At 62.7% G+C, this 26,442-nt stretch carries 22 protein-coding genes, 1 tRNA gene and 1 riboswitch; of the genes, 14 read left to right on the top strand and 9 right to left on the bottom strand.

All coding sequences use genetic code 11. The features are described 5' to 3' along the window. Positions 1 to 82 precede the first annotated feature (82 nt). A riboswitch (cyclic di-AMP (ydaO/yuaA leader) is annotated at positions 83 to 267 on the top strand. Between the two features lie 4 nt (positions 268 to 271). The 8 genes from LDN82_RS04945 to LDN82_RS04980 all read left to right on the top strand — a co-directional run bounded on the left by LDN82_RS04945 (position 272) and on the right by LDN82_RS04980 (position 11,411). Next, positions 272 to 1,000 (top strand): C40 family peptidase, encoded by a 729-nt coding sequence (locus LDN82_RS04945; protein WP_263422282.1) that lies wholly within the window; start codon positions 272 to 274, stop codon positions 998 to 1,000. 98 nt (positions 1,001 to 1,098) lie between these two features. Beyond that, positions 1,099 to 1,851, top strand: coding sequence for an NlpC/P60 family protein (locus LDN82_RS04950; protein ID WP_224166563.1), 753 nt, complete (start codon positions 1,099 to 1,101; stop codon positions 1,849 to 1,851). Between the two features lie 326 nt (positions 1,852 to 2,177). Continuing rightward, a complete protein-coding gene (locus LDN82_RS04955; RefSeq protein WP_216926047.1) occupies positions 2,178 to 2,678 on the top strand; it encodes an HNH endonuclease in 501 nt (166 codons plus the stop codon). Positions 2,679 to 2,735: 57 nt separating this feature from the next. Further along, positions 2,736 to 3,641, top strand: a complete 906-nt coding sequence (locus tag LDN82_RS04960; protein WP_263422283.1) for an NTP transferase domain-containing protein — start codon at positions 2,736 to 2,738, stop codon at positions 3,639 to 3,641. Beyond that, entirely contained in the window at positions 3,638 to 4,978 is a 1,341-nt protein-coding gene (locus tag LDN82_RS04965) for a molybdopterin molybdotransferase MoeA (RefSeq protein WP_224166565.1), read from the top strand. The genes LDN82_RS04960 and LDN82_RS04965 overlap by 4 nt, the downstream gene beginning before the upstream one ends. Before the next feature lie 57 nt (positions 4,979 to 5,035). Next, the gene (locus tag LDN82_RS04970; protein WP_224166566.1) at positions 5,036 to 7,345 is read left to right on the top strand and encodes an FdhF/YdeP family oxidoreductase; all 2,310 of its coding nucleotides are present in this window, start codon (positions 5,036 to 5,038) and stop codon (positions 7,343 to 7,345) included. Position 7,346: 1 nt separating this feature from the next. Next, positions 7,347 to 8,213: a formate dehydrogenase accessory sulfurtransferase FdhD gene (gene fdhD, locus LDN82_RS04975; RefSeq protein WP_224166567.1), complete on the top strand. Its 867-nt coding sequence runs from the start codon at positions 7,347 to 7,349 to the stop codon at positions 8,211 to 8,213. A gap of 171 nt (positions 8,214 to 8,384) precedes the next feature. Continuing rightward, positions 8,385 to 11,411 carry a glycoside hydrolase family 38 C-terminal domain-containing protein gene (locus LDN82_RS04980; protein ID WP_224166568.1) on the top strand — a complete coding sequence of 1,009 codons (3,027 nt, stop codon included), beginning with the start codon at positions 8,385 to 8,387 and terminating at the stop codon, positions 11,409 to 11,411. Between the two features lie 86 nt (positions 11,412 to 11,497). Here LDN82_RS04980 and LDN82_RS04985 read toward each other — a convergent pair whose 3' ends face one another. The 5 genes from LDN82_RS04985 to LDN82_RS05005 all read right to left on the bottom strand — a co-directional run bounded on the left by LDN82_RS04985 (position 11,498) and on the right by LDN82_RS05005 (position 15,462). Further along, the gene (locus tag LDN82_RS04985; RefSeq protein WP_224166569.1) at positions 11,498 to 12,331 is read right to left on the bottom strand and encodes an amino acid ABC transporter ATP-binding protein; all 834 of its coding nucleotides are present in this window, start codon (positions 12,329 to 12,331) and stop codon (positions 11,498 to 11,500) included. Next, the gene (locus tag LDN82_RS04990; RefSeq protein ID WP_224093714.1) at positions 12,318 to 12,977 is read right to left on the bottom strand and encodes an amino acid ABC transporter permease; all 660 of its coding nucleotides are present in this window, start codon (positions 12,975 to 12,977) and stop codon (positions 12,318 to 12,320) included. The genes LDN82_RS04985 and LDN82_RS04990 overlap by 14 nt, the downstream gene beginning before the upstream one ends. Then, positions 12,978 to 13,793 (bottom strand): amino acid ABC transporter substrate-binding protein, encoded by an 816-nt coding sequence (locus LDN82_RS04995; RefSeq protein WP_224166570.1) that lies wholly within the window; start codon positions 13,791 to 13,793, stop codon positions 12,978 to 12,980. 242 nt (positions 13,794 to 14,035) lie between these two features. Next, positions 14,036 to 14,743, bottom strand: coding sequence for a hypothetical protein (locus LDN82_RS05000; RefSeq protein ID WP_224093719.1), 708 nt, complete (start codon positions 14,741 to 14,743; stop codon positions 14,036 to 14,038). Continuing rightward, complete coding sequence (locus tag LDN82_RS05005) at positions 14,740 to 15,462, bottom strand: hypothetical protein (RefSeq protein ID WP_224093722.1); 723 nt, start codon at positions 15,460 to 15,462, stop codon at positions 14,740 to 14,742. The genes LDN82_RS05000 and LDN82_RS05005 overlap by 4 nt, the downstream gene beginning before the upstream one ends. A gap of 279 nt (positions 15,463 to 15,741) precedes the next feature. On the opposite strand from LDN82_RS05005, the gene LDN82_RS05010 reads away from it, so the two are divergent. Together LDN82_RS05010 and LDN82_RS05015 are read left to right on the top strand one after the other, a co-directional pair. Further along, positions 15,742 to 17,403: an ABC-F family ATP-binding cassette domain-containing protein gene (locus LDN82_RS05010; RefSeq protein ID WP_224166571.1), complete on the top strand. Its 1,662-nt coding sequence runs from the start codon at positions 15,742 to 15,744 to the stop codon at positions 17,401 to 17,403. A gap of 2 nt (positions 17,404 to 17,405) precedes the next feature. Beyond that, the gene (locus LDN82_RS05015) at positions 17,406 to 19,322 is read left to right on the top strand and encodes an ABC transporter ATP-binding protein (protein ID WP_224166572.1); all 1,917 of its coding nucleotides are present in this window, start codon (positions 17,406 to 17,408) and stop codon (positions 19,320 to 19,322) included. Between the two features lie 61 nt (positions 19,323 to 19,383). Here LDN82_RS05015 and LDN82_RS05020 read toward each other — a convergent pair whose 3' ends face one another. The 3 genes from LDN82_RS05020 to LDN82_RS05030 all read right to left on the bottom strand — a co-directional run bounded on the left by LDN82_RS05020 (position 19,384) and on the right by LDN82_RS05030 (position 20,338). Then, the gene (locus LDN82_RS05020) at positions 19,384 to 19,806 is read right to left on the bottom strand and encodes an NUDIX domain-containing protein (RefSeq protein WP_224166573.1); all 423 of its coding nucleotides are present in this window, start codon (positions 19,804 to 19,806) and stop codon (positions 19,384 to 19,386) included. Beyond that, on the bottom strand, positions 19,803 to 20,264 hold the full coding sequence (locus LDN82_RS05025; protein ID WP_224166574.1) for a DUF6314 family protein: 462 nt from the start codon (positions 20,262 to 20,264) through the stop codon (positions 19,803 to 19,805). The genes LDN82_RS05020 and LDN82_RS05025 overlap by 4 nt, the downstream gene beginning before the upstream one ends. Position 20,265: 1 nt before the next feature. After that, a tRNA-Arg gene (locus tag LDN82_RS05030) sits at positions 20,266 to 20,338 on the bottom strand. Positions 20,339 to 20,444: 106 nt separating this feature from the next. Between LDN82_RS05030 and LDN82_RS05035 the strand changes: the two genes are divergently transcribed. Together LDN82_RS05035 and LDN82_RS05040 are read left to right on the top strand one after the other, a co-directional pair. Continuing rightward, the gene (locus LDN82_RS05035) at positions 20,445 to 21,236 is read left to right on the top strand and encodes a hypothetical protein (protein ID WP_224166575.1); all 792 of its coding nucleotides are present in this window, start codon (positions 20,445 to 20,447) and stop codon (positions 21,234 to 21,236) included. A gap of 311 nt (positions 21,237 to 21,547) precedes the next feature. Next, positions 21,548 to 22,363, top strand: coding sequence for a DUF998 domain-containing protein (locus LDN82_RS05040; RefSeq protein ID WP_224166576.1), 816 nt, complete (start codon positions 21,548 to 21,550; stop codon positions 22,361 to 22,363). Here LDN82_RS05040 and LDN82_RS05045 read toward each other — a convergent pair. Beyond that, positions 22,302 to 22,928 (bottom strand): hypothetical protein, encoded by a 627-nt coding sequence (locus LDN82_RS05045; RefSeq protein ID WP_224166577.1) that lies wholly within the window; start codon positions 22,926 to 22,928, stop codon positions 22,302 to 22,304. The genes LDN82_RS05040 and LDN82_RS05045 overlap by 62 nt on opposite strands. Before the next feature lie 33 nt (positions 22,929 to 22,961). Here LDN82_RS05045 and LDN82_RS05050 point away from each other — a divergent pair, with 33 nt between their 5' ends. Next, positions 22,962 to 23,807 carry an inositol monophosphatase family protein gene (locus LDN82_RS05050; RefSeq protein ID WP_224166578.1) on the top strand — a complete coding sequence of 282 codons (846 nt, stop codon included), beginning with the start codon at positions 22,962 to 22,964 and terminating at the stop codon, positions 23,805 to 23,807. Between the two features lie 76 nt (positions 23,808 to 23,883). After that, positions 23,884 to 26,436, top strand: coding sequence for a DNA helicase PcrA (gene pcrA, locus LDN82_RS05055; protein ID WP_224166579.1), 2,553 nt, complete (start codon positions 23,884 to 23,886; stop codon positions 26,434 to 26,436). Positions 26,437 to 26,442 lie beyond the last annotated feature (6 nt).

Consider the following 26,442-nt stretch of genomic DNA (forward strand, 5'->3'; position numbering starts at 1 on the left):
ACCTGAATGTGACATTCACGAACATCTGTTGTACCGTCTAAAGCGCATCGGCTTTTTAGGGGGCCGGTGCACTTGAGTGGATTGCCTAGCTCTGCCACCACTCGAGGTCCGTTCGCAAAAATCGTCTGGCAGGGGCGGGGGAACCAATTTTGGTCTTCGAGTCAGAAGACCTTGGGGTTAAGTCGCAAAAGCTTCCTTGAAGCCGCGCGGCCGGATGACTCCCATCCGAATCCGACAGCTCACCTCGCAGGCATTGGGAGAGGCTACCTTCGTGTCATCACGCACTACCCCTGCGCGCCATCGCGCCGAATTGGTTCGCACGAACCCGTTGAACACCCTTTCCAAGGCTGTCTCAACCAATGCAGGCACCGTAGGCCGCCAAGCCGCCGTTCTGGCCGCAGCCTCGGGGCTCGTTCTCAGTGTTGGACTCCCGGCCCAGGCCGCTGACACCGACGTTTCGAAGTCGGAATCTTCCAGCACCCAGCAGTTGGTCGCCACCGCAGTTGTTACCGCGGAGCCCACCGCAACGGTTTCCTTCGAAAGCCCCGTTGTGGTCACCAAGGAAGCTCCCAAGGTTCAGCGGGCCTCCCAGCGCACGTCGACCGAAGACCAAGCGAACAGCACCCTCGGTGCCCTGTCCTCCAAGGCCAAGGATGCTGCTTCAAGCGCGGCAGCCTCCGGACTTGCAGCAATTGCCTACACCGGCATCGGCCACCCCTACGTTTGGGGCGGCACTTCCCCCAACGGCTGGGACTGCTCCGGATTTACCCAGTGGGTTTACGCCCAGGCCGGCATCAGCATCCCCCGCGTCAATGCCTGGACGATCATGACCCCCACCAGCACCCCTGCCCCTGGCGACCTCGTCGTTCAGAACGGCGGAGCCCACGTGGGCATCTACGTCGGCAACGGCATGATGATCAGCGCTTTGAACCCCAGCCAGGGCACGCTCCTGCACTCCGTGGCCTCCACAGGCACATCCTCGTTCTACACCCTCCGCTAGGAAATCCCATTCGGGGTAAGCCAGCATGCCCCCCAAGTGCTGGCAGCCCATAACCCGCGTGCGGTCCCAGCGTGCGCGGCTACGAAAAGAGAGTAATCATGACCAGTGCAAACAAGGTTGCACGGCATAGAGCTGAGGCCCCCAAGACCAGCTCACTTGCCGTCATTGCCAAGGCTGTCAGCGACAACGCCGGTGGCGTTGGCCGTCAGGCAGCAGTGATCGCAGCTGCGTCGGGCCTTGTCCTGACCAGCGGAGTCGCTGCAAATGCTGCGGACACCAACGTTCAGCGGGAATCTACGTCTGCCTCCACGCTTGACGTGCAGTCGGTTGCCCAGGCCACCATTGCTGCTGATTCCAGCGTTGCCATCTCCTATGAGCGCCCGGTGGTCAAGACTGAGGAAGCCCCGGCTCCCGTCGTCCAGAAGGCGGCTGCCAAGGAAGCTCCGGCTGCCGGTGGCACCGCAACTTTGGCGGTCAACGCTGACGCGTCCGCAGCCAAGGCGCCCGCTGCATCCAGCGGCCTCGGTGCAGCTATCGCTGCAGCGGCCTACGCACAGCTCGGCGTCACACAGGACTGCACCATGCTGGTGACCAACTCGCTGGCCGCGGTCGGTATTCACTTCCACGACTGGCCGGCCGGCTATCTCTCCCTCGGCCGCACGGTCAGTGCAGCTGAAGCCCAGCCCGGCGATCTCGCTTACTACGCCAACGGCGGCTATGGCGGAATGGCCCACATCGCGGTTTACGTCGGCAACGGCATGGCAGTCCACGGTGGATGGAACGGATCCACCACGGCACTGTTCAGCGTGAACGTTGGCTCCGGCCCAGTTTTCATCCGCGTCAACGGCTGATCACTTACTTTGCGGAACACCCCGTAGGCTCAGGCCGGCGGGGTGTTCTGCTTTAACCACCAGTTTTCGTGACAGCAAGAGAAGCGGGCTGCCGACACCCAAATCCGGGGGGCGCAAGTCCGATTCCGTGGCCTCAGGGAATGTGCGCGTCCTCTGCAAGGTGTCCCGCGCATGAATTTTCGCCAACACCACAGCCGAAACGACAGAAAAATTCGTTGATACGGCATACAAGTGCTTACCCTTGTGTTGTCGATCCACAGCCCGTACAAGCAGAGGGCAGCCGGCCCTCGTGCCCCTGACGGGTGCGGCCGTGAAGAGGTACGTGCATGCGCACACTCGTTCTGAATGCTGGATATGAACCGCTGGCGGTAGTAACCTTCCGCCGGGCGCTGGTCCTTGTGCTGACTGGAAAAGCTAGCGTAGTGGCCGAAGGCGACGAGCCTGTCGTCGGGCCACAGGAGATTCTCGGACGACCATCCGTGATCCTTCTCAACCGCTACATCCGGCCCCGGTACAACAGGATCACCGCCGTGAGCCGCCGCGGGGTACTCCGCCGCGACGGCCATCGCTGCGCCTACTGCGGGAAAACAGCCCACACCATAGACCACGTCCACCCCAAATCCAGGGGCGGCGCGGATTCCTGGGAAAACCTGGTTGCGGCGTGTTTGAAATGCAACAACGCCAAGAGTGACCACACGCTCGCCGAGATGGGTTGGAAACTTCGTTTCAAACCCGGCGTGCCCACAGGAACCATGTGGCAGATCAAAGAACTCGAGAAACCTGCGCCGGACTGGGACCCGTTCCTGTTGCCGGAATCCGCCGCCTGATCGATTTCTGTTGCCCTCCCGCCGTCCGGGTACTCTGGGCGGATGGAGTTCAACGCTGTGATTCTGGCGGGTGGCAGGGCCACCCGCCTCGGTGGCGTGCCCAAGCCCGGATTAACGTTCGACGGCGCCAGCCTCCTTTCGCATGCCCTGCAGGCCGCACGCGGAGCCTCCGCGGTGGTTGTGGTTGGTCCGGACACCTCTGGTATCGGCGATGTCCTGCCTGCTGGAGTTCTTAGTGCCCGGGAGGAGCCGGCCTTTGCTGGCCCTGCCGCTGCGATTGCTGCCGGTCTGGCGGCCCTTCATGAGGCGGCCGCTCTTCGGCAGGCAGTCAGCCCAGCGCCATGGACGCTCGTCCTGGCTTGCGACATGCCGCACGCCGCCAGGGGCATTGCGCCCCTGTGGGAAGAATTGCGTGCGCACCCCGAAGTGGAGGGCGCCATGGCCGTTTCAGCCGATGGCCGGCAACAGCCCCTCCTGGGGGTTTACAGCACCCGGGCTTTGGAACGGGAAGTTTCCGCAGCTTCTGCAACTTCGGGGTTAACGAACTCTTCAGTGTTCCGGCTGCTTGCTAGGCTGAACCTGCTGGCCGTTACTGTTCCCGATGGATCTACTGATGATGTGGACACATGGGAGGACGCTGCGGCCCTGGGCATACACAACGAGCAGGAGGCGGACATGAAGAGCCAGGAAGAGACGCTCGAGGACTGGTGCCGCACACTGTTGCAGGCCTTTGAGCTTGAGGGCGTTGACGTGGATATCAATGAAGTCCTCGCAGTGGCAGGAGTTGCCGCCCACTCCGTGGTGCGGCCTGCCGCGCCCCTGACTACGTTCATCGCCGGTTACGCTGCTGGTATGGCCAGGGGAATCGGCCAGGCGGCGGACGACACCGCCATGAGCGCAGCCCTTGACCTGGCCCGCCAGGTTGCCAAGCAATACCTGGAGCCCGGGACTGAGGCGGAATGACCGAGGCCCCCGGACAGGGCCACCACGCGGCACACACATGGCATGAGGCCCGGCAGCGCGCCTTCGACGTCGCTGCTCCGATCCCGCCAAGCCCGGTGCCACTGAAGGCCGCCTTGGGAAGGACGCTTGCCTCGGACGCGGTCGCCGTACAGGACATGCCGCACTATGCGTCCTCCGCCATGGACGGCTGGGCCGTCAACGGAACAGGTCCTTGGATTCTTGTTGAGCCCGGACACAGGCTTGCTCCCCACCAGGCCAGTCCCATCGTTACCGGGGGACTCATTCCGCCAGGCGCCAAGGCTGTTTTGCGCACCGAGAGCGGGGTCATTACCACCGACGACGACGGCCTTCCGATCCTTGCGCTTGGCGGGGCAGCGAAGCCGGGGGAGCCCCGCAATGGCCAGCACATACGCAAGGCTGCCGAAGAAGCTGCAGAGGGGGATGTGCTGCTCAAAGCCGGAACCATCCTCAATCCTGCGCACATTGCCTTGGCTGCCCTGGCCGGCCTGGATGAGCTGGAGGTCCTGGGGAAACCCTTGGTTCGGTTCCTCCTGACGGGCTCGGAAGTTGTGACGCAGGGCGTTCCCTTACCGGGCAAGGTCCGCGATACCTTCGGACCCCAACTTGGTGCCGTCGTCGAACTCCTGGGTGGCATTCCAGGGGAGCAACTTAAGGTAGGCGACAATTACGACGACTGGCTTGCGGCTTTGCAGGACACCGAGCCTGAACCCGCAGAACCATATGCCACAGCGGAGCCGCCGGCCGACGTCGTTATTACTACGGGCGGGACCGGACGCTCCGGGACGGACCATTTCAGGAGAGCCGTGGCTGAACTGGGTGGCCGGCTGCTGATCGATGGCATTGCCATGCGTCCGGGGCACCCTGCCGTATTGGCGGAGCTTCCGGACGGGCGCTTCGTGCTGGGCCTGCCCGGGAATCCGCTTGCCGCCATGATGGCGCTCTTCACGGTTGGGGGGCCGCTGCTCGCAGCGCTCGGCCACGGGAAGCTGGAGGACGTTGGTGAGGTTCCCAGCGGTGCAATGATCGACGCCGATCCTGGACGGACGCGCCTGATGCCTTTCAAACTGGTCTACGGATTGGCATCGCCCGCGCAGCACGCAGGTCCTGGGATGATGCGCGGGCTGGCAGGAGCGGATGGCGTCCTGGTGGTCCCGCCACACGGTGTCCAGATGGGGGAGTTGGTCCCCGCCTTTCCCTTGCCTTGGGGCAAACCTCTGCCCACGCCCAAAGCGGGTGAAGGGAAACGAAAGGCGCCGGCCCGGCAACAAAAGAAGGCCCCTTCCGGTCCCGTTGACTGGAGCGCGCTGGAATCCTGAAGGTCCCCGGATGGACGCAGGTGGTAACGGGGTGCCCGGGCTTGCAATGATGGACCCATGAACAGGCATGCTCCCGAACAGGACATCAATGAAGATGACCTGCAAATCCACCCGCCCAAGAAAGCTGCGGCAGGCCTCAAGGCTGTCACTGTCGCCCTTGAGAGGGGCTACTCCCAGGCAGGAGTAGCCCGCACGGTCCGCTCCATGCTCAGGGTTAACCAGCATGACGGCTTTGATTGCCCGGGCTGCGCCTGGCCGGAATCCATCACGGGACGCCGGAGTCCCGCTGAATTCTGCGAGAACGGCGCCAAGGCAATCGCTGAGGAAAGCACCACGCGGACGGTGGGGGCCGAATTCTGGGCGGCACATTCCATCGCAGATCTTGAAGACAAGACCGAATACTGGTTGGGAAGCCAAGGACGGATCGCCGAGCCCGTCGTCCTCAAACCGGGGGATACCCACTATTCCCCGATCAGTTGGACTGATGCCTTTGCATTGATCGGGGAGCATATCAATGCCACCACGCCCGATCGCTGTGTTTTCTACACCTCCGGCCGGACGGCCAATGAGACCGCGTTCATGTACCAGTTGTTTGCCCGCAGCCTGGGCACCAACAACCTGCCGGACTGCTCCAACATGTGCCATGAGTCCTCGGGCAGCGCGCTGAACCCGACCATCGGAATCGGCAAGGGAACTGTTTCGCTGGAAGACATCCACCACGCAGAACTGGTGTTCGTGGTGGGCCAGAATCCGGGGACCAACCATCCCCGCATGCTGTCCGCGTTGCGTGACTGCAAGAACAACGGCGGAAAGATCGTTGCCGTGAACCCGCTTCCGGAAGCGGGACTGCTGAACTTCAAGGACCCCCAGTCCCTCAACGGCGTGATCGGGGGCGGCACTACTATCGCCGATGAGTTCCTCAAGATCAAGGTCGGTGGCGACCTCGCTCTGTTCCAGGCGCTGGGCCACTTGCTCCTGGAGGAAGAGAAGCGGAACCCGGGGACGGTGGTCGATAAGTCATTTATCGGAAAGCAGACCGAGGGCTTCGAAGCGTACGCCAAGGCACGGTCCCAGCTGGACTGGGATGAGACTGAGCGCGCAACCGGCTTGTCGCGCGAGGAAATCGTCACTGTGGCGGGGCTGATGGCCAAGTCCAAGGCAACCATTATTTGCTGGGCGCTTGGCTTGACCCAGCAGCCGCACTCCGTGGATACGCTGAAGGAGATCATCAACCTGCTCCTGCTCCAAGGCAACTTCGGTAAGCGTGGAGCCGGCGCGTGCCCTGTGCGTGGCCACTCGAACGTCCAGGGTGACCGCACCATGGGTATCTGGGAGAAGCCACGCGAACCCTTCCTTGCCGCGCTGGACAAGGAGTTTGGATTCCGGATGCCCCGCGAGCATGGATATGACTCCGTGGAGACCCAGCACGCCCTGGAAAAGGGGGAGGTGGATGTCTTCGTTTCCATGGGCGGAAACTTTGCTGCAGCCGGTTCTGACACATCAGCATTGGAAGCCGGGCTCAAAACAGCCGGCCTGACTGTCCACATCTCAACCAAACCGAACCGGGCCCACGTGGTGCACGGAAAGACATCCCTGATCCTGCCCACGCTTGGACGCACGGACACGGACGACAAACACCCCAAGGGCAAGCAGTTCCTCTCCGTAGAGGATTCGATGTCGGTCATCCACAAGACGCAGGGCAGGCTGGCTCCGATCTCGGAGCACCTCCTGAGCGAACCCGTCATCGTGGCCCGCATGGCGCAAGCGACACTCGGGGATGACCACGGCGTTGACTGGCGCGCCATGGCTGAGGACTATGACGTGATCCGGGACCACATCTCACGCGTTATTCCGGGGTTCGAGGACTTCAACGCCAGGGTCCGCACGAAGAACGGTTTTGTCCTCCCGAACCCGCCACGGGATACCCGCACCTTCGCCACTGACATCGGCAAAGCACGGTTCACGGTTAGTCCGCTTGAGTATCTTCAAGCTCCAGAGGGCCACTTGATCCTGCAGACGGTGCGCAGCCACGACCAATACAACACCACGTTCTATGGCCTTGATGACCGCTACCGCGGAGTCTCGGACGCCCGCAGGGTGATCCTGGTCCATGAGGAAGACCTCGCTGGCCTGGGTTTCAAAGACCGTGACCTGGTGGATGTCATTTCCACGTTTGCCGGCACGGAGCGGCGGGCCAACAAGTTCCGGTTGATCGCATACCCCACAGCCAAGGGCTGCGCGGCCGCATACTTCCCGGAAGCCAACGCCCTGGTGCACCGCGAGCTTGTGGCCCGCGAATCGAACACGCCCGGCTACAAGGCCATGACTGTGCGGTTCGTAAAACACCCAGAGGAGAACGGATCCTGACATGGGACGTGTGACCCAGCGCCGAAAGCTGCATAAGTTCGTTCTTGACGGATCGCCCCAGGCCCTGGAACGCCCTGTCCGGTACAAAGAAGACGTCCTCGCGGTGGAGGAGCCCCTGGAGATCCGCCTCGGCGATATGTCGTTCTCGGTGACCATGCGGACCCCCGGAGACGACTTCGACCTGGTGGCGGGGTTCCTTGTTTCCGAGGGCATCATCTGGGAGCCGGGGCAACTCGTTTCCGAACGTTTCTGCGCAGGGGAGGACGAGAACGGCGTACAGACCTTCAATGTCGTGGACGCACAGCTGCGACCCGACGTCGAACGTCCGGACACGGGCCGTAACGTCTACACTTCAAGCTCCTGCGGCATTTGCGGCACCGACTCGATCGACGCCGTCCGGAAGTCCTCGCGGCACAGTCCTGCGGACGACGACGTGACCATCCCCGTGAAAGCGCTGGCTGCCCTCCCGGACCGGTTGCGTGAGGCGCAGGCGGTCTTCGCCAAAACAGGCGGCGTCCATGCCGCGGGCCTTTTCAGGGTTCACGACGACGGTACTTCCGAGCTGCTGTGCCTGCGGGAAGACGTTGGCCGCCACAACGCCGTGGACAAAGTGGTGGGTTGGGCTTTGCGGGCAGGCAAGCTGCCGCTGAAAGGAACAGTTCTTCAAGTATCCGGCCGGGCATCTTTCGAGCTCGTCCAGAAAGCTGCCATGGCGGGCATTCCCGTCCTTGCGGCGGTCAGCGCTCCATCCAGCCTGGCCGCCGAGCTCGCGGACGAAACAGGGATTACGTTGGTCGGCTTCAGCCGCAGTACCAGCCTGAACGTGTACGCGGGGAGGGACAGGATCGTAGGGGTGGAGGCCGGCTGAGGCCCCCATTCGCTGCGGATAGTCCTCGATCACTTGGCTATTGAGCTGGAACAACGTAGATTTTATCCATCGATTGGAATCGCCGTGTCCTCTAATAACGCCGTCCATCACGTACCGGCCCGCCAGCCGGCCATGACGCTTTGCCACCAGCCAATGCCTAAGGGGTTTTAATTGCACGACGACCGCCGGATCACTGAACAGCGTCTCGATCGATTCGTTCGGGAACGCCTTCTTCCGGCCATTTACGGTAGGTCCGTCCCGCTGCAGCTGAGCAGCTGGGACGCGCCCGGAGAACCTGTGCCCGCAGCGGAGGCAATGCGCCAGCTTTTCACGCCCCAGGAGCCGGGCGCACCTTGGGGTAAGCCGTGGAGTACCAAGTGGCTCCGGCTCCAGGGTGAAGTTCCGGAAGGCTGGGGTTCAGCCGAGGGGACGGCGGTGGAAATCATCGTGGACCTCGGTTTCAACAGCGACGTGCCGGGGTTCCAATGTGAAGGCACGGCCTGGCGTGCCGATGCCAGCATCATCAAAGCGATCTCGCCGCGTAACTACCACGTTCCGCTGAAGCTGCTCGGCGGCGGATTGTCCGTTGACTTCTATGTTGAGGCGGCAGCCAACCCGGATGTGGCGCAGGGTTGGTCATTTGCGCCTACCCTTTTGGGGGATAAGGCGACCTCCGGCAATGAGCCCCGGTACCGTCTGGGCCGGATTGCCATTGCCGAACTCAACGAGACGGTGTGGGAACTCAACCAGGACGTTTGGACATTGAGCGGGCTCATGCACGAGCTCCCCATGGACCTGCCGCGCCGCCACGAAATCCTTCGGGCCCTGGAACGGATGCTGGACATCATGGATCCGGATGACGTCGCGGGAACGGCTGCCGCAGGCCGCGAGGCATTGGCAGAAGTGCTGAGCCGGCCCGCCTATGCTTCGGCCCACGAACTTGTGGCTACTGGCCATGCGCACATCGATTCCGCCTGGTTGTGGCCTGTCCGTGAAACCATCCGCAAGTGTGCCCGCACGTTTTCCAACGTGGTGGCACTCATGGACGAGGACCCCGACTTCGTCTTCTCGTGCTCCTCAGCCCAGCAGATGGCCTGGATCAAGGAATTCTATCCCGAGCTCTTTGTCCGCATCCGGGAAAAGGTCAGGGCCGGGCAGTTCGTTCCCGTCGGTGGGATGTGGGTTGAATCGGACACCAACATGCCTGGTGGCGAGGCCATGGCGCGCCAGTTCGTGGAAGGCAAGAGCTTCTTCCAAAAGGAATTCGACGTGGAGTGCCAGGAAGCATGGCTGCCCGATTCCTTCGGTTACTCGGGAGCACTGCCACAGATCGTCAAGTCGGCAGGTTTGCGATGGTTCCTTACGCAGAAGATTTCCTGGAACAAAGTGAACCGGATGCCGCACCACACCTTCACCTGGGAAGGCATTGATGGCACCCGGTTGTTCACTCATTTCCCGCCCGTAGACACGTACAACGCAGAGCTCCACGCCCGCGAGCTCGCGCATGCGGAGCGCAACTACCGTGAGCACGGCCGCGGAACCATGTCACTGGTTCCCTTCGGTTATGGCGACGGCGGTGGCGGTCCAACGCGTGAGATGGTGGCCGCCGCACGCCGCACCGCAGATCTTGAAGGTTCGCCCAAGGTCCGGATGGGCACGGCCAAGGACTTTTTCACGGCGGCCGAAGCCGAGTACCGCAACCTCCCGGTGTGGGTGGGCGAGATGTACCTGGAGATGCACCGTGGAACGTACACCAGCCAGGCGAAGACCAAGCGCGGCAATCGGCGCAGCGAACACCTATTGCGTGAAGCGGAACTGTGGTGCTCCACGGCTGCAGTGCGCCTGGGCGAGGCATATGCCTATCCCGAAACGGAGCTCAAGAGGCTCTGGCGGTTGGTGCTCCTGCAGCAATTCCACGACATCCTGCCGGGCAGTTCCATTGCGTGGGTCCACCAGGACGCCGAGCGGAATTACGAAGCGATCGCCCGCGATCTCGAGGCCATCATCGGCCAGGCCGCCCAGGCGCTTGTCGGCCAAGGAGACAAGCAGTTCCTGCTCAATGCGGCCCCGCATAAGAGGGGTGGCGTGCCGGCACTCGCCGTTGCGGAAGCGGTGAAACCGGAGGCAGGTGTTGATGCCGGCCAGAAGTATGGCGGCTACGTCCTGGACAACGGAATCATCCGCGCCATCGTGGACAGTGACGGCTTGTTGACCTCGCTCATGGACCATGCCACTGGCCGTGAGGCGATGGTGCCCGGTCAGCCCGGCAACCTGCTTGAGCTGTTCAGGGACACTCCCAATGAATGGGACGCCTGGGACATCGAGGAGTTCTACCGGCGCAACGTCACCCAACTGACCCAAGCGGATACCATCGATCTTGAGCGCACGGAGGCAGGCGCCGTCGTGGTGGTCAAACGTACGGTTGGTGCCTCCACCATCACGCAACGGATAACGCTCGACGCCGGTGCGGAGTCGCTGGGGATCTCCACCACAGTGGACTGGCAAGAACGCGAAAAGATGCTCAAGATAGCCTTCCCACTGGATGTCCGCGCGGACCGCTCGGCCTCCGAGACCCAGTTTGGCCATGTGTTCCGGCCGACCCACACGAACACATCATGGGATGCTGCGAAGTTCGAGATCTGCGCGCATCGCTGGATCCACGTTGCCGAGCCTGGTTATGGCGTAGCCGTCAGCAACGCTTCCAGCTACGGGCACGACGTCACCAGGGCTGTCCGCGGAGACGGGGGGACGACCACCACCGTCCGTGTCTCGCTGCTGCGCTCCGCCAGGTTCCCGGACCCTGAAGCAGACCGCGGCGAGCACACACTTGAGCTGTCCCTTAGGCCTGGAGCCGGGATCGGGGATGCCGTGGAGGAGGGCTACCGCACCAACTTGAAGCCCCGCTATGTCACTGGTGCCAAGCCAGTGGAACCTCTGCTGTCCGTGTCCAACCCTGCCTTGGTAGTGGAGGCAGTGAAGCTGGCTGAGGATGGCTCCGGAGACGTCATTGTGCGTCTTTACGAATCCTTGGGACAACGCTCAGCCGGTGTTGTCAGGGCCAATTTTGAAGCTCATTGCGTCGTTGCCACGGACCTGCTGGAGCGGCCGGTAGAGGCCCCTGGAGTGAGTGTGGGGCAGGACGCAGCCGAGCTGGTCCTGCGCCCGTTCCAATTGGTCACGTTGCGGTTCGCCCGATAAAGGCCGGGCGCGCCTGAAGGCCGGGCGCGCCTGAAGGCTGGGCGGGCCTGGTGGCTGGGCGGGCCAGGGCGACCGCGCGAAGAGCTTTAGACGTCGTGCTGGAGGCGCTTCACGAACAACTTGGTCCGCTCCTGCCGGGGTGCGCGCAGCACTTCGGCAGCAGGGCCCCGCTCCACCACAACGCCTCCATCCATGAAGATGACCTCATCCGCCACATGTTGGGCGAAGGCCAACTCATGGGTCACGATCACCATGGTCCAGCCTTCCTCGGCGAGTTCCTTGATGACGCTCAGGACCTCACCCACGAGCTCAGGATCCAAAGCCGAGGTGGGCTCATCGAACAACAGCAGCTGGGGCTGGAGCGCCAACGCACGGACGATGCCCACGCGCTGCTGTTGTCCGCCGGAGAGCTCGAACGGATAGGCGTCCCGCTTGTCAGCCAGGCCAACCCGCTCAAGCAATCGCTCGGCTTCAGCGATGGCCTCTGCCTTCGGGCGCTTCTGTACCTGGACCGGACCCTCGATGATGTTCTTCAGGACAGTCATGTGCGGGAACAAGTTGTAGTGCTGGAACACCATGGCACTGCGGTCCCGCAGCGCAGCGATCTCCCTCTTGCCCACTCTGGCGCCGAAATCGATCGAGAGGCCATCAGACGTCTCGCTTGCAGGGCCGGAGCCGGGGCCCGTGCCGCCAAAGGTGACAGTACCGGCGTCGGGAATTTCAAGGCCGTTAAGCGAGCGCAAGACAGTGGTCTTGCCCGAACCTGAGGGACCGATGAGGGCCACCACCTGGCCGCGCCGGATGTCGATATCGATGTCGCGGAGCACTACGTTGCTGCCGAAGGCTTTCGCGAGGTTCCGGGCCTTGAGGACCGAGGTGACGCGTGGTTCGCGCTGTTGAGGTGCATCAGTGGGCGACATAACGGTCCAATCTCCGTTCCACGGCGGACTGCGCGGTGGAAAGGACCAGGCAGATGACCCAGTAAACCAGGGCTGCCTGCAGGTACAGGGCCATGAACTCCTGGCTGAACGCAGCGATTTGCTGGGCGTTGCGGAAGAGTTCAGTGACCAGGATGAGTGAAGCGAGCGAGGTGTCCTTAACCAGGGAAATGAAGGTGTTGGACAACGGTGGAACGGACACGCGTGCCGCTTGCGGAAGGATGATGCGCACCAGCGCTTGGGGGCGGGACATCCCGATGGTGTGACCGGCTTCCCATTGTCCCTTGGGCACTGAAAGTATCGCAGCCCGGATGATCTCGGCAGCGTAGCCGCCCACGTTCAAGGAGAAGGCGATGATGGCGCTCGGCCAGGGATCCAGTCGGATGCCAATGCTGGGAAGGCCGAAGAAAATCACGAACAGTTGCACCAACAGGGGAGTACCCCGGATAACCGAGACGTAGAAGCGACCTATGCCGGACAGCAGCCAATTCGAGCTCAGCCTCAGCAGCGCCACCACCAAAGCCAACACCAGGCCCACAGCAAAGGAGGCCAGCGTAAGGGGGATGGTGCCCGTTACGGCACCGCTGATGATCGGCCCGAAGGAACTCCAGATGAGGTCCCAGTTCATTTATTTGGTGACATCCGCACCGAAGTACTTTTCGGAGATCTTCGTCAGGGTTCCATCTGCCCGGAGGTCATCCAGCGCCTTGTCTACAGCCTTGGTCAGCTCTGAGGAACCCTTCCGGAACACCATGGCGCTCTCGGTCTTGTCCGGCGCTTCGGCGGCCACTTTCAATCCGGAATCGGGTGTGGTTTTCGCGTAGTCCAGGTAGGTGAGTTTGTCGTTCACCGTTGCGTCCACGCGTCCCTGCTGTACGAGGGTGGCCGACTGGGCCCAGCCTTCCACTGCCTGAACGTTGGCGCCGGCCTCTACGGCCATCTTGTAGAAGTTGCTGGTCAGCGACTGCGCGGTGGTCTTGCCCTTGAGGTCGGCGAAGCTGTTGATGCTGGAATTGTCCTTCTTGGTCACCACAACGCCGGTAGAGACGGTGTAGGGCTTGGAGAACTCGTACTTGGCTTTGCGCTCGGCATTGATGGAGATCTGGTTGGCGATTGTATCGAAACGCTTGGCGTCCAAGCCCGCAAAAATGCCATCAAATTGCGTCTCTTGGAAGCTCGCCTTCACGCCCAGCTTTTCAGCCACCGCTTTGGCAATCTCGACGTCGTAGCCCGTCAGTTCACCAGCGCCCTCGGCATGGAAGCTGAACGGGCGGTAGGTTCCTTCCGTAGCGATGACGAGCTCGCCCTTGGATTTCACATCGGACAAGGATGTATCGCCACCGGACTGGGCTGGAGTGGAACCGCCACCGCAAGCAGAGAGCGCAAGGGCGGCGGCGGCCAGGGTAGCGGCGAAAAGAGAACGGCGGGAGCGAAGGCTGGTCATGGAGCCATCTTAGTCACGGGCCAATGCGGATTCCCGGCAGGGAAGGCCTGGAGGCTTGTGGAAGGGGTGGTTAAAAAGGCTGAGTGGGGGCGGTCCCCAACAGCCCGCCACCACTCATCCCCCCAATTGTGATCACGTGGGCGCCACATTCACCGGAAACCCGTTCTCTGATTCCGGCGCCAGGCTGCAACCGCGTTCACACATTCATGATTGTGCCACGATCTAATGGTTTTGTGAAAGTCTTACGCTGTGCGTCTTGCTTTGCGCCTGGCAAATGCCTTGGAAAACCAGATCCCCGCAAGCCCAATGGCCGTGGCCAGCACGGCAGAGTAGTTAATCAAGGAACGCAGCCACAGGTGCACCAGCGGGATCAGTGGGAAGAGTTGGGACAGCAACAGCAACGCCAGCCCAACAAACAGGAGGGCCGAGGCGGCACGCAGCAACGCGGGGTAGCGGCCTACGACGGTCCGCCAGATGGCGGGCAACAAACAGGCGGATACGTATCCGGGATAGAAGCGGCCCAGAGCCGCGTAAGCCTCCATGGATGGTCCCCAGGTCAGCCCCGTCATGCCCACCGTGGAACCGCGCGTGTCTGTGATGACAAAGAAGAACGTGGTCAGTGCCACCGTGATTCCCAGGACCGTCAGCCCCCAAGGGCCACGAATAGCCCGTTCCGCTGATCTGGAAGCGAAACCCATGGCAATCTTGATGCCCATCAGCAGGAACGTGCCGTAGAGCAGGAACCGCAGGATCAGGTTCGTTACGTTAACGCCGCCGAGCAGGGCATCGATGGCAAGGTATGGGCCTTCGATGCTGAGGAGGATATCCAGGGTGATCAGCGCGAAAATGTAGAAAACCACCCGGTTCTCACCCCTGAGCAGGCTCGGAATCCGCGCGATGGTGATCGCCAGGCACACAATCAGCGTTGCCCAAGGCAGGACAGCCGTCATCCGAGATTCTCCCAAATTCGTTCAGTTCGTTCGTGGTCTTGTTCTTGGCGGCGCAGCGTTTTGCCCAGCGCCTGGAGTCGTTCGCCTGCCAAGGTCACCAGCTCGCCCAGCGTCATCCGGTCGAGTGCTTCCTTGCGTCCGTTGGGCGACCAGCCGGCTTCGGCTTCAGTGATCAACCCTCCGGCGACCAGCCCGCCCGCTGGTCCGACGCCGGCAGCCCGCGACGTCGCGATGGCCAGCTCGGGAGGAAGCCTGTTGGCTGTCAAGTGGGCGGAGAAGTTCTGCGGTGCGATCCCGGTGGCTTCGCTGACCCGGTGCCGCAACTCGCCGTCGTCGATTGCATCCACCCAGTTGCGCACCGCGGTGGGGTGCGGTGTTGGCGATAGTCCCGTGACGGAGACGGACCCTGGCTCACTGCGTTCCACCACCGCGCGCAGCAAATCCATGGTGGCTATCTGGCTCACCAGTTCATCAGGCGTGGGTGGGACGGGATCGCCCCGAAGGTCTGCGTAGAGGTCAAACGTGGCCAGGGCTTGGACGGGACTGATGTGGTAACCCCGGCTGATGCTGACCAGCGTTGACTCCGCCACCTTGCCGCGGACCAGCTGTTGGGCCAGCGTTGTCCGTTTTATCCCGGAAATCCTGCAGACGTCCGCTGTGCTGGCGTTGGGTGCAACGCCGTGAAGCCAGCGTTGGAACGCCTTGGACGGTAAGGGCATGGAGGGCTTTCTGGGGTATTTCAAACGGGCAAGTCCGGCATCTTCCAAAAAGGAACCGGAGCGAAGGTACGGATTGATTTTACGCCGACGCCACATTGAATTATGCTTGATGCTTGAACCCGTTGGTCCGTACACCCCCCAAGTCCGGACCAGCGGGTTTTTCCATGCCCTTGGGAATCACGGGCATGGAAGCCGCGTTTGATAGATGAACCCACGCTTGTTTGCCGTGCTGGTGATGTAGACGCGAGCGCCGTGTTGGCGCTGCGAGAGGAATAGAGAATGACTGCAACCTTGGTGGCCAAGGATCTTGCCGGTGGCCACGGCCACCGCACGCTCTTTTCGAAGCTTTCCCTCACCGTTGCGCCGGGTGATGTGGTGGGCGTCGTCGGAGCGAACGGCGCTGGCAAATCCACGCTTCTTCGCATCCTCTCAGGCGTGGACCAGCCGCAGGAGGGGACCGTCAGCCTGGCTCCGTCGGACGCCTTTGTGGGCTGGTTGCCCCAGGAACACGAGCGCACGGCGGGCGAAACCATCGCAGCATACATTGCGCGCCGCACGGGCTGTGCACAGGCCACCGCAGAAATGGAAGCCACAGCCGAGGCCCTCGGTTCCGGTGCTCCCGGAGCAGATGATGCATATTCCTTGGCCTTTGACCGCTGGATGGCATCCGGTGCAGCAGACCTGGAGGACCGCATTCCTGCTGTATTGGCGGATCTTGGGCTTGAACTTGGCACCGATGCCCTCATGACAGGGCTCTCCGGAGGGCAGGCTGCCCGGGTTGCTTTGGCTGCGCTGCTGCTCAGCCGCTTCGATGTTGTCCTTCTTGATGAACCCACCAATGACCTGGACCTTGATGGCCTGGCCAGGCTGGAAGCGTTCGTGCAGGGCCTGCGCGGAGGAGTGGTTCTGGTGTCCCACGACCGTGAGTTCCTGGCCCGCTGCGTCACCACCGTAGTGGAACTGGACCTCGCCCAGAACTCCGTGGCTGTCTACGACGGCGGCTACGAAGCCTTCCTCGAAGAGCGCGCCGTCGCCAAGCGCCACGCCCGCGAACGCTACGAAGAGTTTGCCAACACCAAGGCCGATCTTGTGTCCCGCGCACGGACCCAGCGCGAGTGGAGCTCCCAGGGCGTCCGCAATGCGATGAAGAAGAACCCTGACAACGACAAAATCCGCAGGGCAGCGAGCACGGAGTCTTCCGAAAAGCAGGCACAGAAGGTCCGCCAGATGGAGTCGCGCATCGCCCGCCTCACCGAGGTGGAGGAGCCGCGCAAGGAATGGCAACTGCAGTTCAGCATCGGCCAGGCACCCCGCTCAAGTGCCGTCGTCGCCACCCTTCGTGACGTAGTGGTCCGGCAAGGCGATTTCACGCTGGGACCGGTCAACCTGCAACTCAACGGCGGTGAGCGCATCGGCATCACCGGGCCCAACGGCGCCGGTAAGTCCACTCTCCTGCGCTTGCTGCTGGGCACCCGGAAACCGGACGACGGCGAGGCCTCCATGGGCGCGTCTGTCGCCATCGGCGAAATCGACCAGGCCCGCGGACTGCTCGACGGCGGACGGCAGCTTGGCGACGCCGTCGAAGCCGTGCTGGTGGACTGGAACAGTGCCGACGTCCGCACGCTCCTTGCCAAGTTCGGCCTCAAAGCGGACCACACTTCGCGGACAGTTGACTCTCTGTCCCCGGGGGAGCGTACGCGCGCCGCGCTGGCCCTCCTGCAGGCCCGGGGCGTGAACCTGTTGGTGCTGGACGAACCCACCAACCACCTTGACCTCCCCGCGATCGAGCAACTTGAAGAAGCGCTGGAAAGCTACGAAGGCGCCCTCCTGCTGGTCACCCACGACCGGCGATTGCTGGAGAACGTTCGGCTCGATTCGCGATGGCACCTGGAAAACGGCCGTGTCCAGGAGCTGCACCACATCCCCGGCCAGGAGAAGTAACCATGAGCATGGATGGCGTTGCCTGGAGCTCGCTGCACAAGATCACGCGTGCCCAGAGCGGCTCGCAACCGTTCTCGAAGGAAACGCTGAAGCGCGTGCTGGGCTTTGCCGCGCCCCACAAGGGCAAGCTCATAGCCTTCGTTATCGCCTCGGTTGCGGGAGCCTTCCTGGCCGTCGCCACGCCGGTGCTTGCCGGGCAAGTGGTTGACGCGATCATTGCCAAGGCCGGCGTGGGCACGGTGATCTGGCTGGCCGTCCTCATTGCGATTGTGGCTGTTGGCGAGGCTGGAATCGGACTGGTGACCCGATGGTTGTCCTCCACCATCGGCGAGGGCGTCATTGTGGACCTCCGTACCCGCGTGTTCGACCATGTGCAGCGTATGCCCATCGCTTTCTTCACCCGGACACGGACCGGCGCGCTGGTCAGCCGCCTGAACAACGACGTCATCGGGGCGCAGTCAGCGTTCGCAGGCACCTTGTCCGGTGTGGTGAGCAACGTCGTGGCGCTCGCCTTGACCCTTGTGGTCATGCTCAACACGTCCTGGTTGGTCACCGTCCTGGCCATGGTGTTGCTGCCGATCTTCCTCATACCTGCCCGACGCATGGGTTCCAAGCTGGCGGACCTCCGACGCGAGGCAGCGGCACACAACGCTGCCATGGGTACGCAGATGACCGAAAGGTTCTCCGCTCCCGGCGCCACATTGGTCAAACTTTTCGGCAGGCCGGACGAGGAATCCCGGGAGTTTGCTGCCCGGGCCGGCCGCGTGCGCGATATCGGCATCCGCACCGCCATGCTGCAGTTCACCTTCGTCACCGCGTTGACGTTGGTCTCGGCCTTGGCTCTGGCCCTCGTTTACGGACTGGGCGGCTGGCTTGCCCTCGGTGGACAACTGGCGCCAGGCGACGTTGTGGTCCTGGCCCTTCTCCTGACGCGTCTCTACGCTCCGCTCACCGCGCTCTCCAACGCGCGCGTGGAAATTATGAGCGCACTTGTCAGCTTCGAGCGGGTCTTCGAGATCCTGGACCTGCAACCCCTCATCACGGAAAAGCCGGACGCCGTGGCACTTCCGTCCGGACCTGTCGCCGTGGAATTCCACGACGTCCGCTTTTCCTACCCGTCGGCGGACAAAGTGTCCCTCGCCTCCTTGGAAGACGTGTCAACCTTGGACACGCGCGGCGGCGAGGAAGTGCTGCACGGTATCAGCTTCCGCGTTGAGCCGGGCCAGACGGTTGCCTTGGTGGGCTCGTCCGGCGCAGGAAAGTCCACGGTGGCCCAACTGCTGTCCCGCTTGTACGACGTCGATTCCGGTGCCGTGCGTCTTGGTGGGCGCGGACCTGGCACCGGCGTGGATGTCCGGGATCTCCGCTTTGACTCCCTGCGGGACACCCTGGGAATGGTGACCCAGGACGGCCACCTTTTCCACGAAACCATTGCCTCCAACCTGCGCCTGGCCCGGCCGGATGCCACGGAAGAAGACATGTGGGAGGTGCTCAGGCGTGCACGCCTGGAACCCATGATCCGGTCCCTTCCGGACGGCCTGGAAACAGTCGTTGGGGAGCGTGGGTACCGGCTCTCCGGTGGAGAAAGGCAACGTCTCACCATCGCACGTTTGCTCATCAAGCAGCCGCGCGTCGTGATTCTTGATGAGGCAACCGCAGCGCTGGACTCCACCAATGAAGCCGCCGTCCAGGCAGCCTTGGGGGAAGCGCTCGAGGGGCGTACCGCCGTCGTGATTGCCCACAGGCTGTCCACCATCCGTGCCGCGGACGTCATCCTGGTGGTAGAGGACGGCAGGATCGTGGAACGCGGCACGCACACGGAGTTGCTTGTTGCCGACGGCCGCTATGCCGAGTTGTACCGGACCCAGTTCGCGGAAGCCACGGCGGTGGCCGAGGAAGCTGTTCCGGAGCCCAACTGAGTCGCATTTGTGCGCGTTTTGAGGGCTCAAAACGCGCACAAATGCGACTTACTTGGGTGACCTACTTAGGCGAGGCGAGGCGAGGCGAGGCGAGGGCAGGAAGGACGTGGTCCGTCAGCAGTGGTGCGAGATCCCCGGGCAGAGATGCTGTGAGGTCCAACCAACGGACCTCGGCGATCTCGGCGGAAGGGTGTGCTTCCCAGGTTCCAGGAGCCGTGAAAACTGTGGCCTCAATGTTGGTTGCGGCCTCGTTGGCAGCCACAGCGAGCCAGGCGCCCAGGGGTTCAAGGTCCTGCGGGGCGATCTCGATGCCCACTTCCTCTAACAATTCTCTCGAAGCAGCTTCCGCCGCTGTTTCACCGGCCTCGGGTTTGCCGCCCGGATGCATGAATTTGTCCGTGCCCCGTTTGCGGACGGTCAGGAGCTGGCCCTCCTTGTTGTAAACGCACACGGCGCTGACCACGATCACATCAGTAATGCTCATGCTTGCCTCCCGGCGTTCGTTCGGACCAGATGCGATTCCAGCAGCAGATCCTTTGCGGGACCGCGGACATCCCAGGTGAAACTGAACGCATCCGGGCCTTCCCATGTGTAGTTCACGTAATAGTCATCGGGATCGCACCAGTGTTTGTCCTGGTTGGCCTGCTCCGCAAAGCTCATCACATGGAATGGCCGGCCATCGGGGAAGAAGACGTCCATGGAATCCGGTCCAGGGCCTGGCTTGAGGAGATACTCGCGGAACGCCGGGCCTGTGTGGGTGGGCCAGTGCATGGTTCCGTCTTCGCGGTAGTGAAGGCCATCGCCGTCGGGCTCTTCCGTGTACTGCACGACGCCGGTAAAAGTTCCGCGGGTGCCGGAGGCCCTGTCCAGGAGTGTCCGCTCCACATTCCACGTGCCGGCCAAATAGGCACGCAAGTCCTGGATGGGCTGCTGCTGGTTCAAGTGCCCTCGATTGGAATCGAACCAACGACACCGGCTTTAGGAGAGCCGTGCTCTATCCACTGAGCTACGAGGGCCTGCGTGTCCATCCCCGGGAGTACCGTTACGGAGCTCCTTGGCCGGACACGACTACAAGCATACAAGCTGCCGGGCCAGTGCCCGAACACGGCTAGGCTGGCGGTCATGAGAGGGCATGCGACACCACCGGAAACCACCGGCACATTCCTCCCGGATGTCCGCGCGACACGGGCAAACATTGGCGGCTGGGCCCAGTTGAGTGTGGTCCAGTATTTCGTTGCCGAGGCTGCTGTTATCGAGGCCTGGGCCGGTCCTGAACCCTACAGCAGAGCTACCGGGTTCATCAGCGACCTCGGCGCAGTATCGTGCGGGGTCTACGAAGACCGGGCAGTTTGCTCCCCTTTGCATGGGCTGATGAACGCCTCTTTTGTAGTGCAGGGCCTGGCATTGATCCTTGGGGCGGTGTTCCTGACGGCAGGACTTTTGTGCGTGGCAGCGCGTCCTGGTGTGCATGCCCAGCGCTTCCACACCGCCACAGCCGACAAAGAGCCCCGGACCCGGGTCCTGGCCAAACCATGGATCATGGCTGTGGCCATCCGAATACTCACGGGTGTTTCAGGTGCCGGGACGGTCATCGTTGGCCTGGTTCCAGAGGATGTGGGCTCCCCATGGCATTTTGCCGGCGCCCTGATGTTCTTCATTGGCGGTGGCTTCGCACTGCTTCTGCTGGGCATCCTCTGGTTCCGGCAGACCCCGATGAGCTGGTTCATCGCCGCCTGCGGCGCCCTCTGTATCGGGGCACTCATCGTTGGCGGGATCACGGGAATGGAGGTGCCCCAGCCCGGGACACTGGAGAGACTGATGGGCTACCCCGTCACCATTGGCTTGGCAGCTGCCGGCCTGGTCATCGCCCAGCGCGTGCAAACGGTGCGGAAAGCGGCGAAGGCCCTGCGGTAAATCAGGTCCTGCGGTAAAACTGTCCTGGGGCGGCAGGAGCGGGAGAAAATCCGCTCGGGGGCCTAGTCTTGATGTGTGAGCACCAAGGACTAGACCCTTGATCGCACAACATAGGTGCCCTGCGCCTAAACAATGACCCGCTTGCCGGCGGGTCAATTGTTTTAACGAAGGGGTGGGCGGTTGGCCCACTGGGATAACACTATCGTTTTTATTTTGCCCGCTTCTTCCGCCTTGCGCATCCGGCGTCAGCCGTCAGCCGTCAGTGCCGTTGAAAGCGTGCGTCCGCGGGACTCCGGGACTATTCTGACGCTATGACGACGGCGGGTGGTCCGCTCGGCAGGGACCGGGGACTTCTGCCTGACCTCGCTGGCCGGCGCGAGCTGATTGGGGGTTGGGCCGCGATTACCCTCATCCACTATTTCGTGGTGGAAGCCATGGCGATGGCTGTGTGGCAAGGCAATCCAGGCTATGACCGGCGCGCCCACGTCATCAGTGATCTTGGCGCGGCCCACTGCGGTCCCTTCAACGGTTACGAGGTGTGCTCGCCGCTTAATTGGCTGATGAATGCCTCGTTCGTGCTCCAAGGGGTTGCCATGGTCCTCGGGGCAGTGCTGCTGAGCTCGGCTGTCCTCTCTGTGGCGGCTGAATCCGGTGCCCGGGTTATCCGGCCGGGAATGGCATCACCAGCCGCGGCATTTCCGTGGATTGCGGCCGGGGCAGTCAGGGTGCTGGTCCTCGTAGCGGGCATCGGCCAGGCAATGGTTGGCCTGATCCCGGAAGACACTGACCTGGCGCTGCATCTGACCGGCGCGGGACTGTACTTCATCGCCGGACCGCTGTCCTTGGTGATACTGGGCCTGGTATGGCGGGGGCACACGCAGATGTGGGGGATGGTGCTCTTGTTCGGGGTTGTTTCCCTGGGAGCAACCATCTACGTCCTTGCGGTGCAGTTGCGCGTCGAGGAGCCGGGCGCCATCGAGCGCACCATGGCGTATCCGATCATCCTGGGGTTGTCCTTGGTGGGCCTGGTAGTGGCTCACCGCGTCACAAGGGAACGGAAAGCTGTCAGGGCTGTTTCGCGTTCTTCCGTCCAAGGAACACAGCCGCCACGCCGCACAGCAGGCTGATCAGGAACAGTACCCACGACGCAATGGTGACGGCGGAGGCCAGGGCAACCTGACCGGCGTCGGGCGTTTCCGTAGCCAGCATCGAATCAATGGCGACGTTGGACCACAAGTGAGCCACGGCGAAAAGCAGGGGAGCGGCCCACAATGCCCAGCGCCACGACTTTCGGGCAACGTTGGTGCCGATGAGCAGGAGCCAACTGAAGCCGAAGATCAGCGGAAAGAGCGTGCCGGCAGTCTTATGGACGTAGTTCAACTGGCCTCTGGCGGCCTCGTCCATCGCCGCGCGAAGCTGGGCGACGTAGTCCTGGGAGAACCCGCCGATCAGCGAATCCGGCATGGCGAGCCCGCCTGAAAGCTGCGTCATTTGGTTCAGCGTCAACAAGTGCAGGTACCAGAACAGGAACAAGCTGGCCACAACTCCTGCGATGACAATCAGCTTGGAGTTGCTCTGCGCCTTCTCGGGGGTCCGCCGCGTGGTGGGATTGATCACGGGTGGGAGGGTGTGCTCAGGGACCACCGCCTTGGCTCCGTGCTTCTTGATGCGCTGCGCTGGTGTCTTGGCCATGTCATTCATTATCCCGCCACATAAGCTGGGACCATGACCACCGGCAGGCACACCGCAACTGAACTCGATCCATCACTTGATGACTACCAATTGGCCAGCGCGCTGGTCCGCGAGGCAGGGCAACTGGCGCTGCTCATGCGGATGGGCGGACTACAGGGCACGCGCAAGACGTCAGTGTCCGACGTCGTCACGGCAGCCGACCATGCGGCCGAGGCTTACGTGTTGGAACAGTTGCAACGCTGCCGCCCGGAGGATGGCATCCTGGGCGAGGAAGGCACTTCTGTTGCCGGTACCAGTGGCCGGACCTGGGTGATCGATCCTGTGGATGGAACCTACAACTTCCTGCATGGCTCCACGTACTGGTGCTCGGCCATTGCCCTTAAACGCGACGATTCAGATCACGGCGACAATCCCGTTGGTGATCCCTCCGTAGTGCTCGGGGCCATCTACCAGCCCGAACTGGACAAGCTCTGGCTAGGCGGCGAAGAGCATCCGGCCAGCCTGAACGGAGAACGCATTTCAGGTTCCGGAGACCTCTCTGTTGGCCAAATCTGCGCAGCAACCTACATCCACCCCACCTGGTTGGCGGACCCCCGCACTGCCATGCCCTGGCATGCCGCTGCCGTCTCCGCCGCATCACTGCGGATGTTCGGTTCAGGCTCGTGCGACCTCGGCCGTGTGGCTGATGGAGAACTCGGCTGCTGGTTCCAGCACAGCTGCCCCGAATGGGACTGGCTCCCAGGCAAGGCGATCGTCCGCGCTGCAGGCGGCGACACCGCCGTCGTGCAGGTCAACGGGATTAACTGGTTCATCGCAGGAGGCCCTACGGCGGTCCGCGAGCTGAGTGGGGCCCTCACCTCAGTACCGCAGTTTGCGTAGTTTTTGATCGCGTGGGCGGTGCTCTCTTTGGGGTGGCCCTTGAGTGTCAGAGGCACCGCCTAGACTGGTAGTCACCATGGATATGTTGTTCGACCCCTACGCAGACGGCCCCTTCAACGCAGGCTCCAAAGCCGCTACCAAGGCTGCCCCGGAGCTTTCGCACGCGGGCGGCGGCGCTTCCCGTGCCCGGTTCGGTGAGGGCAGCGGTGGGTCCAGCACTGGAACAAATGAACGTCCTGCCTCCGGTGGTTGGGGTAACCAGGAGGCCGGTAGGCTTCCGTCCGCCGACGCCCTCCTCCAGGGCTTGAACCCACAGCAGGAAGAAGCCGTGAAGCACGCCGGCAGTCCGTTGCTGATCGTTGCGGGTGCGGGCTCAGGCAAAACCCGTGTGTTGAGTAACCGGATCGCCTACCTGATCGCCACCAAGCGTGCCCACCACGGCGAAATCCTGGCAATCACCTTTACCAATAAGGCCGCCGCGGAGATGCGCGAACGTATCGAAGCCCTGGTGGGTGGGCGGGCCAAGGCCATGTGGATCTCCACGTTCCACTCCTCCTGTGTTCGCATCCTGCGCCGCGAGGCTGCAAATGTGGGCCTGAACTCGAACTTCTCCATCTACGACTCCGCGGATTCCCTGCGCCTGATCACACTTGTGTCCAAGAACCTGGACCTTGATCCCAAGAAGTTCCCGCCCAAGGCCATCCAGCACAAGATCTCCGCTCTTAAGAACGAGCTCATCGACGCCGACTCCTACGTCTCCTCGGCAAACCACAACGACCCCTTCGAGCAAGCCGTGGCTGACGTGTTCAAGGGCTACACCCAGCGCCTGCGCCAAGCCAACGCCATGGACTTCGATGACCTCATCGCGGAGACCGTATACATGTTCCGGGCCTTCCCCGCGCTAGCCGAGTCGTACCGCCGTCGCTTCCGGCACGTGCTGGTGGATGAGTACCAGGACACCAACCACGCCCAGTACGCCCTGGTCAGGGAAATCGTTGGCCTGGGCACTGATACTGACGTGGAGCCCAGCGAACTCACGGTGGTGGGAGACTCCGATCAGTCCATCTACGCATTCCGTGGTGCGGACATCCGCAACATCGTGGAGTTCGAAGCCGACTACCCCAATGCGCGCACCATCAAGCTGGAGCAAAACTACCGCTCCACGCAGAACATCCTCACCGCCGCAAACTCCGTGATTTCCCGGAACCCCAACCGCCAGGAAAAGCGGCTGTGGACGGCAGAGGGAGACGGCGAGAAGATCGTGGGCTACGTCGGAGAGAACGAGCACGACGAAGCCCAGTTCATCGCCAAGGAAATTGACCGGCTTCAGGACGAGGAAGGGCTGCGTCCTGGCGATGTCGCCATCTTCTACCGCACCAACGCACAGTCACGGTCCATTGAAGACGTGCTGGTCCGGGTGGGCCTGCCGTACAAAGTTGTGGGCGGCACGCGGTTCTACGAACGCAAGGAAATCAAAGACGCCCTGGCTTACCTGCGCGTCCTTGTGAACCCTGACGACGACGTCAATCTCCGCCGTGTCCTGAACGAACCCAAACGGGGGATCGGCGACCGCGCCGAGGGTGCCGTCGCTGCCTTGGCTGAACGCGAGCGGACGTCCTTTATGGCTGCCGCCCGTCGTGCTGACCAGGCGCCCGGCATGGCAACGCGTTCGGTGAACGCCGTCCTTGGCTTTGTGAAGCTGCTGGACGACCTTGCTGAGGTGGCTTCCGGGTCCGGTGCTGCCGCTGCCCTGGAGGCTGTGCTCGAGCAGACCGGATATCTTGCCGGTTTGCGCGCGAGCAACGATCCCCAGGACGAGTCCCGCGTGGAGAACCTCGCCGAATTGGTGGCCGTAGTCCGCGAGTATGAACGCGACAACCCGGACGGTTCGCTGGGCGAATTCCTGGAGCAGGTGTCCCTGGTGGCCGACGCCGACCAAATTCCTGATGCTCCCGGCGGGGACATTGACGCCGCGGTGGCCGAAGCCAAGCGCATGGGCGTTGTCACGCTCATGACGTTGCACACGGCCAAAGGCCTGGAGTTCCCGGTGGTCTTCCTGACCGGCATGGAGCACGGGATCTTCCCGCATCAGCGCTCGGCCACGGACCCCAAGGAACTGGCCGAAGAACGTCGCCTGGCCTACGTGGGCCTTACCCGTGCACGCAAACGGCTCTACGTCACGCGCTCCGAGGTGCGCAGCATGTGGGGCCAAAGCCAATACAACCCCGCCAGCCAGTTCCTGGAGGAGATTCCCTCCGAGCTGGTGGACTGGAAACGTGAAGGCATGAGCCGGCAAGCGGCAGGTGGCGGTTGGGGAAATGCTCCCATCGGCTCCAACCGCTACGGCGGCTCTTTCTGGGGTGCAGGCACGTCACGCGGGGTGGCCGCCAGCGCAACTGCCGGTTTCGACGCCGACGTTCCGGCCGCCGTCGCACGCAACCGGGTGCAGCCGCAAAAGGAAGTCATTTCGGTGGTGGTGGGGGACAAGGTCAACCACACAAGCTTCGGAAACGGCGTGGTGCTGGGGGTCGAAGGCTCGGGTGACAAGACAGTCGCCAAGGTGAAGTTCGACGTCGGTGAGAAGCGCCTGCTGCTGAGGTACGCGCCCCTGACCAAACTGGATGCCTGACGCCTC

It is taken from the genome of Arthrobacter sp. StoSoilA2 (assembly GCF_019977195.1).
Classification (GTDB): Bacteria; Actinomycetota; Actinomycetes; order Actinomycetales; family Micrococcaceae; genus Arthrobacter.

Bases quoted from the DNA above. Each gene is read 5' to 3' on its own strand.
- LDN82_RS04950 (WP_224166563.1), top strand. From the start codon at position 1,099: ATGACCAGTGCAAACAAGGTTGCACGGCATAGAGCTGAGGCCCCCAAG.
- LDN82_RS04955 (WP_216926047.1), top strand. From the start codon at position 2,178: ATGCGCACACTCGTTCTGAATGCTGGATATGAACCGCTGGCGGTAGTA.
- LDN82_RS04965 (WP_224166565.1), top strand. From the start codon at position 3,638: ATGACCGAGGCCCCCGGACAGGGCCACCACGCGGCACACACATGGCAT.
- LDN82_RS04970 (WP_224166566.1), top strand. From the start codon at position 5,036: ATGAACAGGCATGCTCCCGAACAGGACATCAATGAAGATGACCTGCAA.
- fdhD (WP_224166567.1), top strand. From the start codon at position 7,347: ATGGGACGTGTGACCCAGCGCCGAAAGCTGCATAAGTTCGTTCTTGAC.
- LDN82_RS04985 (WP_224166569.1), bottom strand. From the start codon at position 12,331: ATGTCGCCCACTGATGCACCTCAACAGCGCGAACCACGCGTCACCTCG.
- LDN82_RS04990 (WP_224093714.1), bottom strand. From the start codon at position 12,977: ATGAACTGGGACCTCATCTGGAGTTCCTTCGGGCCGATCATCAGCGGT.
- LDN82_RS04995 (WP_224166570.1), bottom strand. From the start codon at position 13,793: ATGACCAGCCTTCGCTCCCGCCGTTCTCTTTTCGCCGCTACCCTGGCC.
- LDN82_RS05000 (WP_224093719.1), bottom strand. From the start codon at position 14,743: ATGACGGCTGTCCTGCCTTGGGCAACGCTGATTGTGTGCCTGGCGATC.
- LDN82_RS05005 (WP_224093722.1), bottom strand. From the start codon at position 15,462: ATGCCCTTACCGTCCAAGGCGTTCCAACGCTGGCTTCACGGCGTTGCA.
- LDN82_RS05010 (WP_224166571.1), top strand. From the start codon at position 15,742: ATGACTGCAACCTTGGTGGCCAAGGATCTTGCCGGTGGCCACGGCCAC.
- LDN82_RS05015 (WP_224166572.1), top strand. From the start codon at position 17,406: ATGAGCATGGATGGCGTTGCCTGGAGCTCGCTGCACAAGATCACGCGT.
- LDN82_RS05020 (WP_224166573.1), bottom strand. From the start codon at position 19,806: ATGAGCATTACTGATGTGATCGTGGTCAGCGCCGTGTGCGTTTACAAC.
- LDN82_RS05035 (WP_224166575.1), top strand. From the start codon at position 20,445: ATGAGAGGGCATGCGACACCACCGGAAACCACCGGCACATTCCTCCCG.
- LDN82_RS05040 (WP_224166576.1), top strand. From the start codon at position 21,548: ATGACGACGGCGGGTGGTCCGCTCGGCAGGGACCGGGGACTTCTGCCT.
- LDN82_RS05045 (WP_224166577.1), bottom strand. From the start codon at position 22,928: ATGGCCAAGACACCAGCGCAGCGCATCAAGAAGCACGGAGCCAAGGCG.
- LDN82_RS05050 (WP_224166578.1), top strand. From the start codon at position 22,962: ATGACCACCGGCAGGCACACCGCAACTGAACTCGATCCATCACTTGAT.
- pcrA (WP_224166579.1), top strand. From the start codon at position 23,884: ATGGATATGTTGTTCGACCCCTACGCAGACGGCCCCTTCAACGCAGGC.